16 protein-coding genes are annotated in these 14,398 nt (G+C 69.8%); 7 read left to right on the top strand and 9 right to left on the bottom strand.

The features are described from left to right. Positions 1-4 precede the first annotated feature (4 nt). Genes JKJ07_RS25110 through JKJ07_RS25095 form a run of 4 tightly spaced genes read right to left on the bottom strand, consistent with a single transcriptional unit; the run spans position 5 to position 5,040 of the window. Positions 5-1,324: an ABC transporter substrate-binding protein gene (locus JKJ07_RS25110; RefSeq protein WP_202994219.1), complete on the bottom strand. Its 1,320-nt coding sequence runs from the start codon at positions 1,322-1,324 to the stop codon at positions 5-7. Between the two features lie 10 nt (positions 1,325-1,334). After that, entirely contained in the window at positions 1,335-2,180 is an 846-nt protein-coding gene (locus JKJ07_RS25105) for a carbohydrate ABC transporter permease (RefSeq protein ID WP_202994218.1), read from the bottom strand. Beyond that, a complete protein-coding gene (locus tag JKJ07_RS25100; RefSeq protein WP_202994217.1) occupies positions 2,177-3,103 on the bottom strand; it encodes a carbohydrate ABC transporter permease in 927 nt (308 codons plus the stop codon). Before JKJ07_RS25100 ends, JKJ07_RS25105 begins: the two co-directional genes overlap by 4 nt. Further along, entirely contained in the window at positions 3,100-5,040 is a 1,941-nt protein-coding gene (locus JKJ07_RS25095) for a beta-galactosidase (protein ID WP_202994216.1), read from the bottom strand. Before JKJ07_RS25095 ends, JKJ07_RS25100 begins: the two co-directional genes overlap by 4 nt. 141 nt (positions 5,041-5,181) lie before the next feature. On the opposite strand from JKJ07_RS25095, the gene JKJ07_RS25090 reads away from it, so the two are divergent. Then, positions 5,182-6,198: a LacI family DNA-binding transcriptional regulator gene (locus JKJ07_RS25090; protein WP_202994215.1), complete on the top strand. Its 1,017-nt coding sequence runs from the start codon at positions 5,182-5,184 to the stop codon at positions 6,196-6,198. Here the strand turns inward: JKJ07_RS25090 and JKJ07_RS25085 are convergent. Further along, complete coding sequence (locus JKJ07_RS25085) at positions 6,195-7,559, bottom strand: TrpB-like pyridoxal phosphate-dependent enzyme (RefSeq protein WP_202994214.1); 1,365 nt, start codon at positions 7,557-7,559, stop codon at positions 6,195-6,197. The genes JKJ07_RS25090 and JKJ07_RS25085 overlap by 4 nt on opposite strands. Positions 7,560-7,608: 49 nt before the next feature. Between JKJ07_RS25085 and JKJ07_RS25080 the strand changes: the two genes are divergently transcribed. From JKJ07_RS25080 to JKJ07_RS25065, 4 genes are all read left to right on the top strand, one after another. Further along, the gene (locus JKJ07_RS25080; RefSeq protein WP_307834396.1) at positions 7,609-8,244 is read left to right on the top strand and encodes a TetR/AcrR family transcriptional regulator; all 636 of its coding nucleotides are present in this window, start codon (positions 7,609-7,611) and stop codon (positions 8,242-8,244) included. 70 nt (positions 8,245-8,314) lie between these two features. Then, complete coding sequence (locus tag JKJ07_RS25075) at positions 8,315-9,295, top strand: nitronate monooxygenase (protein ID WP_202994213.1); 981 nt, start codon at positions 8,315-8,317, stop codon at positions 9,293-9,295. 33 nt (positions 9,296-9,328) lie between these two features. Continuing rightward, entirely contained in the window at positions 9,329-9,724 is a 396-nt protein-coding gene (locus JKJ07_RS25070) for a nuclear transport factor 2 family protein (protein WP_202994212.1), read from the top strand. Next, on the top strand, positions 9,721-10,482 hold the full coding sequence (locus tag JKJ07_RS25065; protein WP_202994211.1) for an ABC transporter permease: 762 nt from the start codon (positions 9,721-9,723) through the stop codon (positions 10,480-10,482). The genes JKJ07_RS25070 and JKJ07_RS25065 overlap by 4 nt, the downstream gene beginning before the upstream one ends. A gap of 135 nt (positions 10,483-10,617) precedes the next feature. Here the strand turns inward: JKJ07_RS25065 and JKJ07_RS25060 are convergent, their stop codons facing one another. Then, positions 10,618-10,938 carry a nuclear transport factor 2 family protein gene (locus JKJ07_RS25060; protein WP_202994210.1) on the bottom strand — a complete coding sequence of 107 codons (321 nt, stop codon included), beginning with the start codon at positions 10,936-10,938 and terminating at the stop codon, positions 10,618-10,620. A gap of 40 nt (positions 10,939-10,978) precedes the next feature. Here JKJ07_RS25060 and JKJ07_RS51830 point away from each other — a divergent pair, with 40 nt between their 5' ends. Then, entirely contained in the window at positions 10,979-11,731 is a 753-nt protein-coding gene (locus JKJ07_RS51830; RefSeq protein WP_202994209.1) for a GNAT family N-acetyltransferase, read from the top strand. Positions 11,732-12,099: 368 nt separating this feature from the next. On the opposite strand, the gene JKJ07_RS25050 is transcribed toward JKJ07_RS51830, so the two are convergent. From JKJ07_RS25050 to JKJ07_RS50075, 3 genes are all read right to left on the bottom strand, one after another. Further along, positions 12,100-12,717 carry a hypothetical protein gene (locus JKJ07_RS25050; protein WP_202994208.1) on the bottom strand — a complete coding sequence of 206 codons (618 nt, stop codon included), beginning with the start codon at positions 12,715-12,717 and terminating at the stop codon, positions 12,100-12,102. 56 nt (positions 12,718-12,773) lie between these two features. Further along, complete coding sequence (locus JKJ07_RS25045) at positions 12,774-13,253, bottom strand: DUF6082 family protein (RefSeq protein ID WP_202994207.1); 480 nt, start codon at positions 13,251-13,253, stop codon at positions 12,774-12,776. 511 nt (positions 13,254-13,764) lie between these two features. Continuing rightward, positions 13,765-13,983, bottom strand: a complete 219-nt coding sequence (locus tag JKJ07_RS50075) for a hypothetical protein (RefSeq protein ID WP_236030025.1) — start codon at positions 13,981-13,983, stop codon at positions 13,765-13,767. 37 nt (positions 13,984-14,020) lie between these two features. Here JKJ07_RS50075 and JKJ07_RS25040 point away from each other — a divergent pair, with 37 nt between their 5' ends. Next, positions 14,021-14,356: a LysR substrate-binding domain-containing protein gene (locus JKJ07_RS25040; RefSeq protein ID WP_307834395.1), complete on the top strand. Its 336-nt coding sequence runs from the start codon at positions 14,021-14,023 to the stop codon at positions 14,354-14,356. Positions 14,357-14,398 lie beyond the last annotated feature (42 nt).

Here is a 14,398-nt window from a genome sequence, read left to right as displayed (position 1 = left end):
CGTGTTACTCCTTGACGGGAATGGCCTGCGACTTGAGCGTGTCGATGGTCGACGTCTGGGCCTTGGTGAGGGCGTCGTTCAGGGTGCCCTGGCCCGACACCGCCGCCTTGAAGCCGTCCGAGGCGCTGGTGTAGGTCGAGGTCATCGTCGGTCCCCACGTGAAGTCGGGCGTCACCTGGGTGGCGGCCTCGGCGAACAGCTCGTAGATCTTCTGGTCACCATAGAACTCGACCGGGTTGGCCAGGTACGAATACTTGGTTCCGGCGGTGGTGGCCGGGTAGAGCTGGGCCTCCTTGTTGAGCAGCGCGAGCGCCTCCTCGCTGGTGTTCAGCCACAGGGCGAACTGCGCGGCCTCGTACGGGTGCTTGCTGTTCTTGAAGATCGCGGTGGCCGAGCCGCCCCAGTTGCCCGCGACGTTCTCACCGGCGCTCCACTGCGGCATCGGCGCGACCCGCCACTTACCGGCGGTCTTCGGAGCGCCGCTCATGATCGAGTTGGCCCCCCACACCGCGGAGACCCAGGTCCACGCCGAGCTGGAGTTGTAGGCGTTGTCCCACTCGGTGGTCCACGGTGGCACGGTCGAGACCAGCTTCTTGCTGATCAGGTCCTGCCAGTAGTCGGCGACCTTCTTGGTGTTGTCGTCGGTCAGGTTGACGGTCCACTGCTGGCCGTCGTTGGCGAACCAGCGGCCGCCGGCCTGCCACGCGAAGCCCGCGAACTGGTTGATGTCGCTCTGCGAGAAGTTGGTGATGTAGCCGCCGGCCGCCTTCACCTTCACGGCCGCTGCGGCGTATTCCTCCCAGGTCTTCGGGATGGCGATGCCGTTCTTCTCGAACAGGTCGGCCCGGTAGAACAGCGCCATCGGCCCCGAGTCCTGCGGGATGCCCCAGGCCGTCTTCTCCTCGCCGAAGCTGACCTGGTTCCACGTCCAGGGGATGAACTGGTCCTTGGCCTTCGCCACGATGTCGCAGGAGGCCACGTCGAACAGGCCGTCCTGCACGCGGAAGCTGGGCAGCGCGTCGTATTCGATGTGCCCGAGGTCCGGCGTGTTGCCCGCCTTGAGCTGGTTGAAGAAGTTCTGGTAGGTGCCGCCGTTGCCGTTGGGGCCGGTCTGCACCTTGACCTGGATGTTCGGGTTCTTGTCGTTCCAGGCCTTGACCACGTTCTCGATCCCGGGGATCCAGGTCGTGTAGGTCAGCGAAACCGGCCCGGACGACGGGGCGCAGGAGGCGGCCGACGCGCCGTCGGAAGAGGAGTCGTCGCCGGAACCGCACGCGGACAGCGCCAGGACCGATATCAGGGCAGCGGCAAGGGATTTGCGCATGTTGTGTCCTTTACTTGACGGCGCCGGCACCGAGGCCGTTGCGCCAGAACCGTTGGAGGAGAAGGAACGCGATCACGAGGGGCGTGATCGAGAGCAGGGCGCCGATGATCACCAGTCCACGCAGCTCGGGGATCTGGTTGACCTGGGTGTTCCAGGTGTAGAGGCCGAGGGTGACCGGGAACAGCCGCTCGTCGCTGAGCATGATCAGCGGGAGCAGGAAGTTGTTCCAGACCGCGACGAAGTGGAACAGGAAGATGGTGACCAGGGCCGGGAACATGAGCCGGGTGGCGACCTTGAAGAACGTGCGGATCTCGCCCGAGCCGTCGATGCGGGCCGCCTCGAGCAGCTCGTCGGGCACGCTGGCGGTGGCATAGATCCGGGCCAGATAGACGCCGAACGGGTTGACCAGGCTGGGCAGGAACACCGCCCAGAACGTGTTGGTCGCGTCCACCTTGCTGAACATCAGGAACAGCGGCAGCGCGAGCGCGGTGGCCGGCACGAGCACACCGCTCAGCACGACGTTGAAGAGCAGCTCGCGGCCGCGGAACCGATACTTGGCCAGCGCGTAGCCGCACATCGCGGCGAGCACGGTGCCGAGCAGGGCCGCCCCGCCGGTGTAGAGGATGCTGTTGAGCATCCAGCGCAGGAAGACCCCGTCCCGATACGCGAGCAGGTCGCCGATGTTGGTGAACAGGTCGAAGTCGGCGAACCACAGCGGGTTGGTGCTGGTGAACTGGTCGGCGTTCTTGCTCGCCCCGACGAAGAGCCACCAGATCGGCGTCAGGAAGTACAGCGTGCAGACGGCCATCACGAGCGTGGGCAGCGCGCGCTGCTTGATGAGAACCGGCGCGGTCATGCGTCACCCCTGCGCTGTGTGATCCGGAGGAAAACGAAGGAGAGAACAAAGGTCGTCAGCGCGAGAACGACCGAGAACGCCGCCGCGAGGTTGAAGTTCGGAATCGAGGACGTCGAGTACACGGTCAGGTTCGGCGTGTACGTGCTCGACACCGCCGACGAGAAGCTGCGGAACACCTGCGGCTCGGCCAGCAGCTGCAACGTGCCGATGATCGAGAAGACGGTGGTCAGCACGATCGCCGGCATGACCAGCGGGATCTTGATCGACCAGGCGATGCGCCACGGCCCGGCCCCGTCGAGCCGCGCCGCCTCGTACACCTCGGCCGGGATGGCCAGCAGGGCCGAATAGATGATCAGCATGTTGTAGCCGACGTAGACCCAGGTCACGACGTTAGCCATGGCCCACAGCACGAGGTCGGCCGAGAGGAAGTCGATCGCGCTCGTCACTGGCTTGAGGGGAGACAGGTTGGGCGAGTAGAGGAAGCCCCACATGATCGCGGCGATGACTCCCGGCACCGCGTACGGGACGAAGAAGGCCAGCCGGAAGAACCGCCGCCCCTTGACCAGGCCCGAGTCGAGCAGCAGGGCCAGCAGCAACGCGAGCCCGAGCATGACCGGCACCTGCACGACGCCGAAGACGAGCACCCGCCCGATCGACGTCCAGAACGCGCCGTCCTGAAAGACGCGCTCATATTGCGTGAGGCCGCCGAAGACCTCGCGAGCCGGCCCGAACGTGCCGGTGCGTTCGACGGTGTAGAGCGACTGCACGATCGCGTAGCCGATCGGCAGCAGATAGAACAGGACGAACAGAATGCCGAAGGGGACTACGAAGAAGGGAACGGCCCGGCCGTGCCGCACGGCCCTGCCCGTCGATGCGGGTACAGGGGCCGGTTTCTCCGGAGCAGCAGTGAGTGTCTGCGTCATGCTTCCTCCCGGACGACCCGGACCGCACCGGCCGGCACGAGCACCGACCCGGTCACGGACTGACCGGTCACCAGCTCGGTGCCGGTGATCGGGTGCTCGATGTCCTTGCCGCCGTGGTTGACCACAAAGACGTAGTCGCGCCCGTCGCCGCGACGGCGGACGATTTCGATGTCGCTGGTGCCGCCGGTGCGGTCGCCGACGGCCTGCCGCAGCACGTTCTGCAGGTCGCCCGGCTCGAGCACGGTGGCGACGTACCAGGCGAGCCCGGCGCCGTAGTGGTTACGCGTCACGGCGGGCATCCCGTCCGCGTACGCCTCCACCACCTCGGCGGTCGTGGTGCGCAGCCGCTCCGTCCAGACCGTGGCCCGCCCCCCGCTCACCAGCGGGACGGACTGTCCCGGCAGCAGCGGCGCGAACTCCTCGCTGATCACGCCGAGCAGCTCGCGGAAGGCCCCCGGGTAGCCGCCGAGGCGTACGCGGTCGTCGGGGTCCACGATCCCGCTGTAGAACGTGATCACCGCCCGCCCGCCGCCCTCGACGTAGCCGGCGATCGCGGCCGCCGACGCGTCGGAGACCATGTGCAGGCAGGGCACGATCACCGCCCGATAGCGCGCGAGGTCGCTGCCCGGCGCCACGATGTCCGCGGTCACGCCCAGCCCGCGCAGCGCCCGATAGACCGCGTGCACCTGGTCGAGGTAGCGCACGTCCTGCGACGGCCGGGCCTCGGTCTCGGTCGCCCACCACGATTCCCAGCTGAAGACGATCGCGGTGTCGGCCTCGACGGTCGTCCCGGCCACCTCGCCCAGCGAGTCGAGCACGGCGGACAGGTCGAGCACCTCGCGCCAGGTCGCCGAGTCGGCGCCGGCGTGGGGCAGCATCGCCGAGTGGAACTTCTCCGCGCCCTGGGCCGAGGCCCGCCACTGGAAGAAGCAGATCGTGTCGGCGCCGCGGGCCACGTGGGTCAGCGTGTTGCGCAGCAGCTGCCCGGGCTCCTTGGCCAGGTTGTACGGCTGCCAGTTGACCGCGCCGGTGGCCGACTCCATCAGCATCCACGGCCGCCCGCCGGCCAGTCCGCGGGTCAGGTCGGCCGCGAAGGCCAGCTCGGCCGCCGGGTCGGACAGGCGGTGATCCAGGTAGTGGTCGTTGGCCACCACGTCCATGTCCGCGGCCCACGACCAGTAGTCCTGGTTGCGGATGTGCGCAGTGACCATGAAGTTGGTGGTGATCGGCGCGTCGGAGAAGCGGCGCAGAACGGCGGCCTCGGCCCGGTAGTAGTCGAGCAACTCGTCCGACGAGAACCGCTGAAAGTCGACGAGCTGGGCCGGGTTGCGCACCGACAGGGCCAGGCGCGGCGGCTGCACCTCGTCGAAGCTGTCGTAGCGCTGGCTCCAGAACGCGGTGCCCCAGGCCTTGTTCAGCGCCTCCACAGTGCCGTACCGGGTGGCCAGCCAGACCCGGAACGCCTCGGCGCTGGCCTCGCAGTAGCAGAGGGCGTTGTGACAGCCGAGCTCGTTGGACACGTGCCAGAGGGCGAGCGCGGGGTGGCCGCCGTACCGGGTGGCGATCTGCTCGACCAGCCGCAGCGCGTGCTCGCGGAAGATCGGCGAGCTGGGGCAGAAGGCCTGGCGGCCGCCCGGGTAGCGGGTGGTGCCGTCCGCGGTCACCGGCAAGACGTCCGGGTGCCGGCGGGTCAGCCAGGGCGGGGCCGACGCGGTGCCGGTGCCGAGGTTGAGCTTGATCCCGCTGTCGTGCAGCAGCCCGACGATCTCGTCGAGCGCGGCGAAGTCGTACTCCCCCGGCCGCGGCTCGACGCTCGACCAGCCGAAGACGTTGACGGCGGCGAGGTCGACGCCGGCCTCGCGCATGAGGGCCATGTCCTCACGCCAGACAGTCGGCGACCACTGTTCGTAGTTGTAGTCGCAGCCCAATCGCAGCATCGCTTACCTCTCATGTGTGCACGTGCACACATTTCGCCGCGCGAACTCGCCGATGTCGAATGTGTGAACGGGCACACACTAGGCACGGCCCGCTCAGCGGGTCAATAGGGAAGTTCGATCAGCCGTCGTAGAGTGTTTGCCGTGACCGGGCCCAGGAAAGCGCGCCGCGCCACCGTGCACGACGTGGCCGCGGCCGCCGGCGTGTCCCGGGGCACGGTCAACCGGGTGCTCAACGGTGGCTACGTGTCGAGCGACGCCCGCGCGGCCATCGAGGCGGCGATCGCCCAGGTCGGCTATGTGCCCAACCGCGCGGCCAGCCAGCTCGCCCGGCAGCGCTCGCAGGCCGTCGGCTTCCTCGCCCTCGAGCCGCATTCGCTGCTGCTGGAGGATCCCAACATCGGCTCGATCATGCTGGGCGCCAACGCGGTGCTGTCGCTGGCCGATCATCAGATGGTCAGCCTGGTCATCGACTCCGACCGCGACATGCAGCGGGTCGGGCGCTACCTCAGCGGCGGCTTCGTCGACGGCGCGATCATCGTCTCGGCCCGCTCGCACGACCCGATCACCCGGCTGATCGCCGAGATCCGGCTGCCCGCCACGTTCGTCGGCCACCCGCCCGACCTCGACCGCAGCATCCCGTTCGTCGGCATCGACAACATCGGCTCGGCCCGCGCCGTCACGCAACGGCTGATCGAAACCGGCCGCCGGCGGATCGGCATGGTCGCGGCCGCGCTCGACCGGGATTCCGGCGCCGACCGGCTCACCGGCTTCAAGCAGGCGCTGGGCGACCGCTTCGACCCCGCCCTGGTCGTCGACGTGCCGCTCTACGACTACGCGTACGGGGTCAAGGGCATGCGCGCGCTGCTCGACCGCGAACCGACCCTGGACGGCGTTTTCGCCGCCTCGGACGCGGTGGCCGCGGGCGCGCTGGAGACGCTGCGCGAGGCGGGCCGCCGCGTCCCCGAAGACGTCGGCCTGGTCGGTTTCGACGACAGCTCGTGGGCGATGCGCACCCAGCCCTCGCTGTCCACGGTTCACCAACCGGCCCGCGAAATAGGGCGGCACGCCGCCGAATCGGTGCTGCGTCAAATCGCCGGCGACCCGGTGGAGCCGAGCGTGCTGCTCGACTCCCCCGTGGTCTGGCGCCGTTCCGCCTAAACGGCCGGCAATTTCGTCAGGGCCGCCTCCACGGCATCACTCGACAGCGAATGGTCCTCCATCTCCCCCGACAGGAATTTCCCGTACGCGGGCAGGTCCAGATGCCCGTGCCCGCACAACGCAGTCAGGATGACCTTCTCCTCGCCCGTTTCCTTGCAGCGCAGCGCCTCCTCGATGCAGGCGGCCAGCGCGTGCGTCGGCTCCGGCGCGGGGATGATGCCCTCGGAGCGGGCGAACGCGACCCCGGCCTCGAAGCATTCCCGCTGCGTCTTGGCCACGGCCTCCATCAGCCCCAGTTCGTAGACGTGCGAAATCAGCGGGGCCATGCCGTGATAACGCAGGCCGCCCGCATGAATGGGGTCCGGGATGAAGTCGTGGCCCAGGGTGTGCATCTTCATCAGCGGCGTCATTCCGGCGGTGTCCCCGAAGTCGTACGCGTAAACGCCTTTGGTCAGTGACGGGCACGATGCGGGCTCGACCGCGCGCACCACCGGCGCCATTTTCCCGGCCATTTTCTCGCGCAGGAACGGGAAGGCGAGCCCGGCGAAGTTGGAGCCGCCGCCGGTGCAGCCGACGATCACGTCCGGCACCGCGCCGACCTTGGCCAGCTGCAGCAACGCCTCCTCACCGATCACGGTCTGGTGCAGGAGAACGTGGTTGAGCACGCTGCCGAGCGCGTAGTTGGTGTCGGGATGCTGCGCCGCGACCTCGACGGCCTCGCTGATCGCGATGCCCAGCGAGCCGGGCGATTCCGGGTCGTCGGCCAGCACCTTGCGCCCGGCCTCGGTCAGCTCCGACGGCGACGGGTGAATGGTGCCGCCGAACGTCTCGATCATCAATTTCCGGTACGGCTTCTGGTCGTACGAGGCCCGCACCTGCCAGATCTCGCACTCGATCCCGAATTGCGCGGCCGCGAACGCCAGCGCGGTGCCCCATTGCCCGGCGCCGGTCTCGGTGGTGAGCCGCCGAATGCCCGCCGACGCGTTGTAATAGGCCTGCGGCACCGCGGTGTTGGGCTTGTGCGATCCGGCCGGCGAGACACCCTCGTACTTGTAATAGATTTTCGCCGGCGTGCCGAGCGCCTTTTCGAGTCGCCGCGCACGAAAGAGCGGCGACGGGCGCCACAGGCGATAGACCTCGAGCACCTCCTCGGGAATCGTCACGTACCGTTCGGTCGTCACTTCCTGCTCGATCAGCGCCATCGGAAACAACGGCGCGAGATCGTCCGGCCCGACCGGCTGGTGCGTCCCCGGATGCAGCACGGGCGGCGGCGGACTCGGCAGATCCGGCACGATGTTGTACCAGCTGCGCGGCATTTCCTCTTCGGACAGCAGGATCTTGGTCGCGGCGTCATCGCTCATCGCCCGATCATCGCCCATTTTCCGCCCGCGGGGTCGTTACGCTGGGCGGGTGACCACTCCCGTGAAGCGCCGGGACGCGACCCGCACGCGTCAGCTGCTGCTCGACGCCGCCCGCAACCGTTTCGCGAGCGTCGGCTACGCGGCCACGACCGTACGCGAGATCGCCGACGACGCCGGGGTCAACGTGGCCCTGATCAGCCGCTACTTCAGCTCGAAAGAGGGACTGTTCGAGGCCTGCCTGACCAGCGCCGTCGAGGACATGCACCGCACCGCCGGCGGGGCCCGCCTCGACGAGGTCGCCGAACGCATCGTCGGGCAGCTCACCGGCATCGGCTCCGACAACTTCCCGCGCCACCTCGTGCTCCTGCTGCGCTCCTCCGGCGACGCCCGCGCCGACGAGATCCGCGTCGGCATGCTGCGCACCTTCGCCGAACGCCTGGCCACCCTGGCCGGCTGGCAAGAAGGCGACGATCAACTGCTGCTCCGCGCCCAAGTGACCATCGCCGCCTCACTCGGCATCGCCCTGATCCGCGCCAACACCGCACTCGAGCCCCTCGCCTCGGCCGGCCAGGAGGACCTGCTCGGCCCGATCACCGACCTGATCGCCGGCATCCTGCAGAAAACCCCACAGCACCCGTACGAATCAGCAACTCCCCCAACCGCAAAGACCCAGAACCGAGGGTGACGCGCGGCCCAGGCGATGGGCCGCGGCCGCAGCGCGCGACCGGGATGTTCCCGATGGCTAGGCTCAAAGCATGATCCGCCCCGTCGTTGTCGCACCCATGGCCGGCGGCCCATCCACTCCGGCCCTCGTCAACGCGGCCACCGCGGCCGGCGCCACCGGGTTCCTGGCCGCCGGTTACAAGACACCTCAGCGGGTGGAGGACGAGCTTCGCGCCGTCAAGGGGTCGTACGGGCTCAACATCTTCGTCCCCGGCCCGCCGCCGCCCTCCGTCGACGCCCTGACCGCCTATCGCACGCTGCTGCAGGCCGAGGCCGACCGTTACGGGGTCGACCTGCCGCCGCTCCGGCTCGCCGACGACGATCACTTCGCGGCCAAGGTGGAGCTGGCCGTCGCCCATCGGGTCCCGTTCGTCAGCTTCACCTTCGGCGTGCCCGACCGGGCCGCGGTGGCCGCCCTGCAATCCGCCGGCTCCCGGGTGCTGATCACCGTCACGTCACCGGCCGAGGCGGCCCGTGCCCTCGCTGTCGAGCCTGACACGCTGATCGTCCAGGGCGGCCCGGCCGGCGGTCACTCCGCCACCACCACACCCGCCGAGCACCGTGGCGACGTCTCCACTCTTTCGCTGCTGCACGCCGTGCGCACGGACGTGCCGCTGATCGCCGCCGGTGGCGTGGCCGACCGGGCCGACGTCGACCGGCTTCTGGCGGCGGGCGCGACGGCGGTCCAGTGCGGCACCGCTTTCCTGTTGGCCGACGAGGCCGGCACCCGCCCGGCCCAGCGCGAGTTCATGCTCTCCGGCCGCGCCACCGAAACCGTCGTGACCCGGGCCTTCACCGGTCACCCGGCGCGGGCGCTGCGCAACCGCTTCACCGACCTCTACACCGAGGCCGCCCCCATCGGCTATCCGGCCGTGCATCACCTGACGGCCCCGCTGCGGGCCGCCGCCGCCCGCACCGGCGACGCCGACGGCCTGAACCTGTGGGCCGGCACCGGTTTCCGCTCGGCCCGCCCGGGTCCGGTCGCCGATCTGGTGGCCCGGCTGCTGCCGTAGAAAGTGTCGTACCCGGCTGTTAGAACATCGGCCATGGACGTACGCGAGGCAGCACAACGGTGGGTGGACGCGTGGACGGCCGGGTGGCCCGCGCAGGACGTGGAGGGCATAGCCGCCCGCCAGGCGCCGGACGGCGACCATTACGCCTCGATGTTCCGCCCCTATCGCGGCCGCGACGGCCTGCGGTCCTATCTGACCGAGTGCTTCGACGAGGAGACCCGGCCGGCCGAGGTCTGGTTCGCCGAGCCGCTGGTCGACGGCGACACGGCCGCCGTGGAGTATTGGGCGATCACCTACCCCAAGGGCGAACCGCTGACGATCTCGGGCGTCACCCTGCTCCGCTTCGACACGTCCGGTCTCGTGACGCAGGCCCGCGACTACTCCCACGTCCGCGAGGGCCGGTTCCCCCGCTCTCATCCTCAGCCATGAACGACGGTGCGGTGTCGGTCGGCCCGATCCTCGCGGTGGTCTTGGCCGGGCTCGTGGTGGTGGCCGTCGCCGTGGCCTGGGCAGGCGGGCTCGGCCTGCGCCGCGACCTGGTGACAGCCTCGCTGCGCGCGGTCGTCCAGCTGGCCGCGGTGTCGCTGATCATCACCGCCGTGCTGCGCTCGTGGTGGACGACGGCCGCCTTCATCGCGGTCATGCTCGCGGTAGCCGCGTTCACGTCGGCCCGCCGCATCACGACGCTGCGCCTGGGCTGGCCGGCGGCCCTGCCGATCGCCGCCGGCGCGGTGCCTCTGGGCGCAGCCGTGGTCGCGGCCGGCACGACACCTTTGGCCACAGTCGCCGTGCTGCCCCTGGCCGGCATCCTGATCGGCGGCGCGATGACGGCCACGTCACTGTCGGGCCGCCGAGCGCTCGACGAACTACGCGACCGCCGCGGCGAATACGAGGCGGCGCTGGCCCTCGGCTTCCTGCCCCGCGAGGCCGCGCTCGAGGTGTGCCGCCCCACCGCCGCCACGGCCCTGGTGCCGGCCCTCGACCAGACCCGTACGGTCGGGTTGGTGAGCCTGCCCGGGGCCTTCATCGGCGTACTGCTGGGTGGTGGCTCGGCGCTGCAGGCCGGGGCCACGCAACTCCTGGTGCTGATCGCCCTGCTCGCCGTCGAGGCGATAGCCGTCGCCGTCACGGTCGAACTGGTCGCCGCCGGCACCCTGCGCCGCGCCACCTCAGCTGCCTCTTCCTGAGGACGGGGTGGCGAAAACCCGGAAAGAGGTTCACGATGTGCGACAACAACTTTCCCCCTGACCCCGTGGGCCGCCTCGATCCCCCGTAGAGGCGGCCCACGGTGGCTTCCCGCCCCGGCCGCTCCGGTCAGTCCGTCACTCCCGGATCGTCATGCGTGACACCAGATCGCCGTCGACCGTGAACGTGAAGTGGCTCGGCCCGTTGAACCCGTTGCCACCCACCGCCGCGGTGACCGTCGTCTCGTTCCCGCTGCGCCGCACGTCCTCCACCGCCAAGCTCACCTGCTTGCCGATGAACTCGCCGTCGCTCCACCCCCGGATCTCGTCGGCGCCCCGGAACTCGCGTCCCCAGTCGTCGACCACCCCGTCGGCCGTGAAGCCGGCCAGAAAAGCGTCGATGTCGTTGGCGTTAGCGGCGTCGAGCAGCCGCCGAGTCGGTTCGTCAAGCTGATCCATCGCGGTTCTCCTCCCCTTGGTTGCCCTCTATCTTGATCACGTGAACCCCGACAACGCCGCACGCGCCTGGCTGAACGCCATCCGGGAGCTGGCCGGCACCCAGCGCACCGGCTACTTCAGCGAGACCGCCGCGGGCACCGCCGAATTCGTGACGGGCGCACCCTTCCCCACCCTCAACGGCATCGCCGCCATCACCCGTACGCCGTCCGCGGCCGAGATCTCCGAGTGCTCCGACTCCGCCCGCCTGCACGAGGTCCCCTGGACGATCACCGTACGGGGTGACGCCGTCGACGCCGAGATCGTGGCCGTCGCCGACGATCACGGACTCGCCAAGCGCCAATCCCTGCCCCTGCTGCTGCGCCCGCTCACCCCGGCCGACGACGCCGAGATCCCCGAGGCCCGCCGCATCACCGCCGCCGACAGCCTCGCCTACCAGCGCACGATGGCCGCCGGTTTCGAGGCCCCCGACCCGCTCTTCGCGATCTTCGCCGACCCGGCCGTCTTCGCCCTGCCCGCCGCCCGCGCCTACCTCGTCGAGGTCGACGGCGTCCCGGTGGCCACCGCGTTCGGAATGATCGCCGGCGACACGGTCGGCGTCTTCAACATCGCCGTGCCACCCCCGTTCCGCCGCAAGGGCTACGGCCGCCTCGCCACCGCCGCCGTGCTGCGCGAGGCCCACATGGCCGGGGCGCGCACCGCCTTCCTGCACTCGTCGCCGTCGGGGATGCCGCTCTATCTCGAGATGGGCTTCAACCTAGCGGAGAACTGGTCCGTCTTCGCCGCCAACCACTAGCCTGTGGACAACCCAGGAAGATCATTCCGCCCCTGTGGACAACCCCCGCCCCACTCCCCCAATCCCGATAAAATGTCGACGGGGAGGCCCCCGGGAGGGTGGGCCTGCGTTTGGGTACTACCACCCCACGGGGGTATGCAGACGGGCGTCGGCCTTCACGCGGCCCACTCGCAATCGAGACCTAGCTGACCGTCAGAGCACGACATCTGCACGGCCAAGACAGCGAGCACGAGGCTGCCGACCGGGAACGACCGGTCGGCGGTCAGCACCGACCCGCGACGATCCGCTCGGGTTCACTGAACGACCCGCCCGCCCCAGCCAGCAGCGCGAACGCCTATCGAGCCAAGACCGGCAGCCCGCGCACCGGGTCACTTGACCACGGTCAACCCGCCCCGGCGGGAGTCCGGCCGACGAGGCCCGTCCCCAGGCCCACGCCCCTCATCTCCGCGACGACGGCCCCACGCCCGCCGCACCCCGCGGGCGATCAGCACGGCCAGCACCACGGCCGAGAAGTCGCGCACCAGCACATATCCGGCCTCGCCGAACCCGAGCCCGGTGTCGACGACCTTGTAGAGCACCGCACCCGCCCCAGCAGCCACCCCCGCGGCCCCGGCCAGCCGCCCGAGGGCCGGCCCGTGGCGGCGGAATCGGTCACCGTGCCCGAGCCAGTATCCCGGCAGCCAGCGATCGAACAGCCACGCGAACACCAGCGCCGGCACGACCTGGGGCACCGCCTGCACGAAATCGTTCAGCAGGCCGCCGCCGTGGCCGGGGGCCAGCACCGCCAGCACGGAGAGCGCGATGACGTCGAGGTTGCGCCGGCCGTAGCGACCCTGCGCGACCAGCCACAGCGCGCCGGCAACGGCGGCGGGCCACACCACGCGTACGCCCGCGCCGGTCGACGCCGTGGCCAGGCCGGCCGCCGTGGCCAGCAGGTAGAGCGCGCCGAAGCCGGCGGTCCGCAGCGCGTATCGGGTCAGGCTCATGACGGCACCTCCGGCCGGGGCCTGTCTGATCGGCGCGCCGGGGGCCTGCCTGAGCTTTAGTCGCGCACTCCCGAACCGCTCTTGACCGGCTCGCGCAGCTGCACCGAGGAGTTGGCCCGGGCGGCGGTCTCGCATTCCTGGCCGACGATCGCGAGGAAGCGGCGTTCCTTCCGGGTGCCCTTCGACGACCACGCGCTGCCGACCCGGCGCCACCACGAACGGGCTTCGGCGCTGGCGAAGAGGTCCTCGAGGTTGAACCGCAGGGCCTTCTCGTCGAGCTTGCCGATGTGCCAGAGCGTGTTCCAGTGGGCCATCCACAGGCTCATCCCGATGGCGGTCTTGCGCTCGTCGGACGGGGGCCGGTCGGTGGCGTTGTAGTCGAGCTCCGGATGGTCGAGCATCAGCTTGATCAGCTCGAAGTGGCGCTCGCGGACGTCGACGGCCTGAGCGGTGCGTGCCTGCTGCCACTGCACCACGAGGGCGATCGCGACGGCGAGCAGTGCGGCAATCGACACGACTGTTGGTAGATCGGTCATCATCACTCTCTGTTCCTTGTGCGCCGCTCCGGCCTGGGTCAGGGGGCCGCTTGCGGGAGGGCGCTGACGATCAGGGCGCGTGGTTTCCCGGTAGCTCTCACGTGGACGAATGCGTCGCAACGCAGTCTTCCACCGGCAGTACGTGAGCAGTTGCGATGTATTCCGTACCGGACAGAGTCGTGTTCCCGTCGCTCGCTCGGAGTATTGTCAGGGCCGCTGGGATGTGCATGCGCAGGTCACGATGCTTAGGCCTCCGTGCGTAGGACCAATTGTCCATGCGGAAACGATTGCCCATCGAGCCGATGAACGTACCTTCTGTCGCCGTGACCGCCGATAACGGCGAACGCGAAGAACGCCCTATGACCACCCAAAGTCGGGCATCGCGGGCGGGTCAGCCGGCGACCGCCACGGCCACCCCGAGCCCGATCATCGTCACGCCCGAGACCACCCGGACGAGCCGCTGCGCCCCAGGCCGGGCCACCCGCGCCCGCCCGCGGTCGACCAGCCACACCTAGATCGAAAACCACGCTCCGGATACTCCGGCCCAGACGAGGCCCAGTCCGATTGCCGACAGCAGCACCGGGCCGTCGGCGGTGACGAATTGCGGCACAAGCGACACGGCCACCACTCCGGCTTCGGGGTTGCCGAGGCTCGTCAGCACCCCGACCGCGAACCCGCGCCCCTTCCGCACCGGCGATTCGGCGGCCGGGCGGCGCAGCAGCGACTGCACCCCGAGCACCACCAGGACCGCCGCACCCCGAGCCGAAGTGTCAGATAGGCGCCCGGGTTGGCCAGCAGCACCGCCGAGAGCCCCGCGGCCGCGGCTGGCCGACCTGGCCGACGAGCCGTGGGTCGTGATCGTGGCCGGGCACGTGGCGCGGCGGCAGCTCGACGAGGCCGCCGGGTTCGCGCCGCGCGTGCAGTTCGAGACGGAGAACTACAACGTGGCCCAGTTCGTCGGCGGCACCGGCATCGGCGTCACCATGCAGTCCCGCCTGACCGTCACGCACCGAGCACCGGACGACCGGCCCGCTGTGAAGCCGGATTGGCAAGGGCCCGGACCGAAATTTGCGAACTGGACCGATCCCCGTACATGGATGTAACAAGGACGTAACGGAGGCTTGACCGGGCCCGACCGCACCAAG

It is taken from the genome of Paractinoplanes lichenicola (assembly GCF_016785085.1).
GTDB lineage: Bacteria > Actinomycetota > Actinomycetes > Mycobacteriales > Micromonosporaceae > Actinoplanes > Actinoplanes lichenicola.
Note: the sequence above shows the minus strand (reverse complement) of the source record. Positions and strands in the feature narration are given on the sequence as shown.

Bases quoted from the DNA above. Each gene is read 5' to 3' on its own strand.
- JKJ07_RS25095 (WP_202994216.1), bottom strand. From the start codon at position 5,040: ATGCTGCGATTGGGCTGCGACTACAACTACGAACAGTGGTCGCCGACT.
- JKJ07_RS25075 (WP_202994213.1), top strand. From the start codon at position 8,315: ATGATCCGCCCCGTCGTTGTCGCACCCATGGCCGGCGGCCCATCCACT.
- JKJ07_RS25100 (WP_202994217.1), bottom strand. From the start codon at position 3,103: ATGACGCAGACACTCACTGCTGCTCCGGAGAAACCGGCCCCTGTACCC.
- JKJ07_RS25110 (WP_202994219.1), bottom strand. From the start codon at position 1,324: ATGCGCAAATCCCTTGCCGCTGCCCTGATATCGGTCCTGGCGCTGTCC.
- JKJ07_RS25060 (WP_202994210.1), bottom strand. From the start codon at position 10,938: ATGGATCAGCTTGACGAACCGACTCGGCGGCTGCTCGACGCCGCTAAC.
- JKJ07_RS25050 (WP_202994208.1), bottom strand. From the start codon at position 12,717: ATGAGCCTGACCCGATACGCGCTGCGGACCGCCGGCTTCGGCGCGCTC.
- JKJ07_RS25085 (WP_202994214.1), bottom strand. From the start codon at position 7,559: ATGAGCGATGACGCCGCGACCAAGATCCTGCTGTCCGAAGAGGAAATG.
- JKJ07_RS25045 (WP_202994207.1), bottom strand. From the start codon at position 13,253: ATGACCGATCTACCAACAGTCGTGTCGATTGCCGCACTGCTCGCCGTC.
- JKJ07_RS25105 (WP_202994218.1), bottom strand. From the start codon at position 2,180: ATGACCGCGCCGGTTCTCATCAAGCAGCGCGCGCTGCCCACGCTCGTG.
- JKJ07_RS25065 (WP_202994211.1), top strand. From the start codon at position 9,721: ATGAACGACGGTGCGGTGTCGGTCGGCCCGATCCTCGCGGTGGTCTTG.
- JKJ07_RS25070 (WP_202994212.1), top strand. From the start codon at position 9,329: ATGGACGTACGCGAGGCAGCACAACGGTGGGTGGACGCGTGGACGGCC.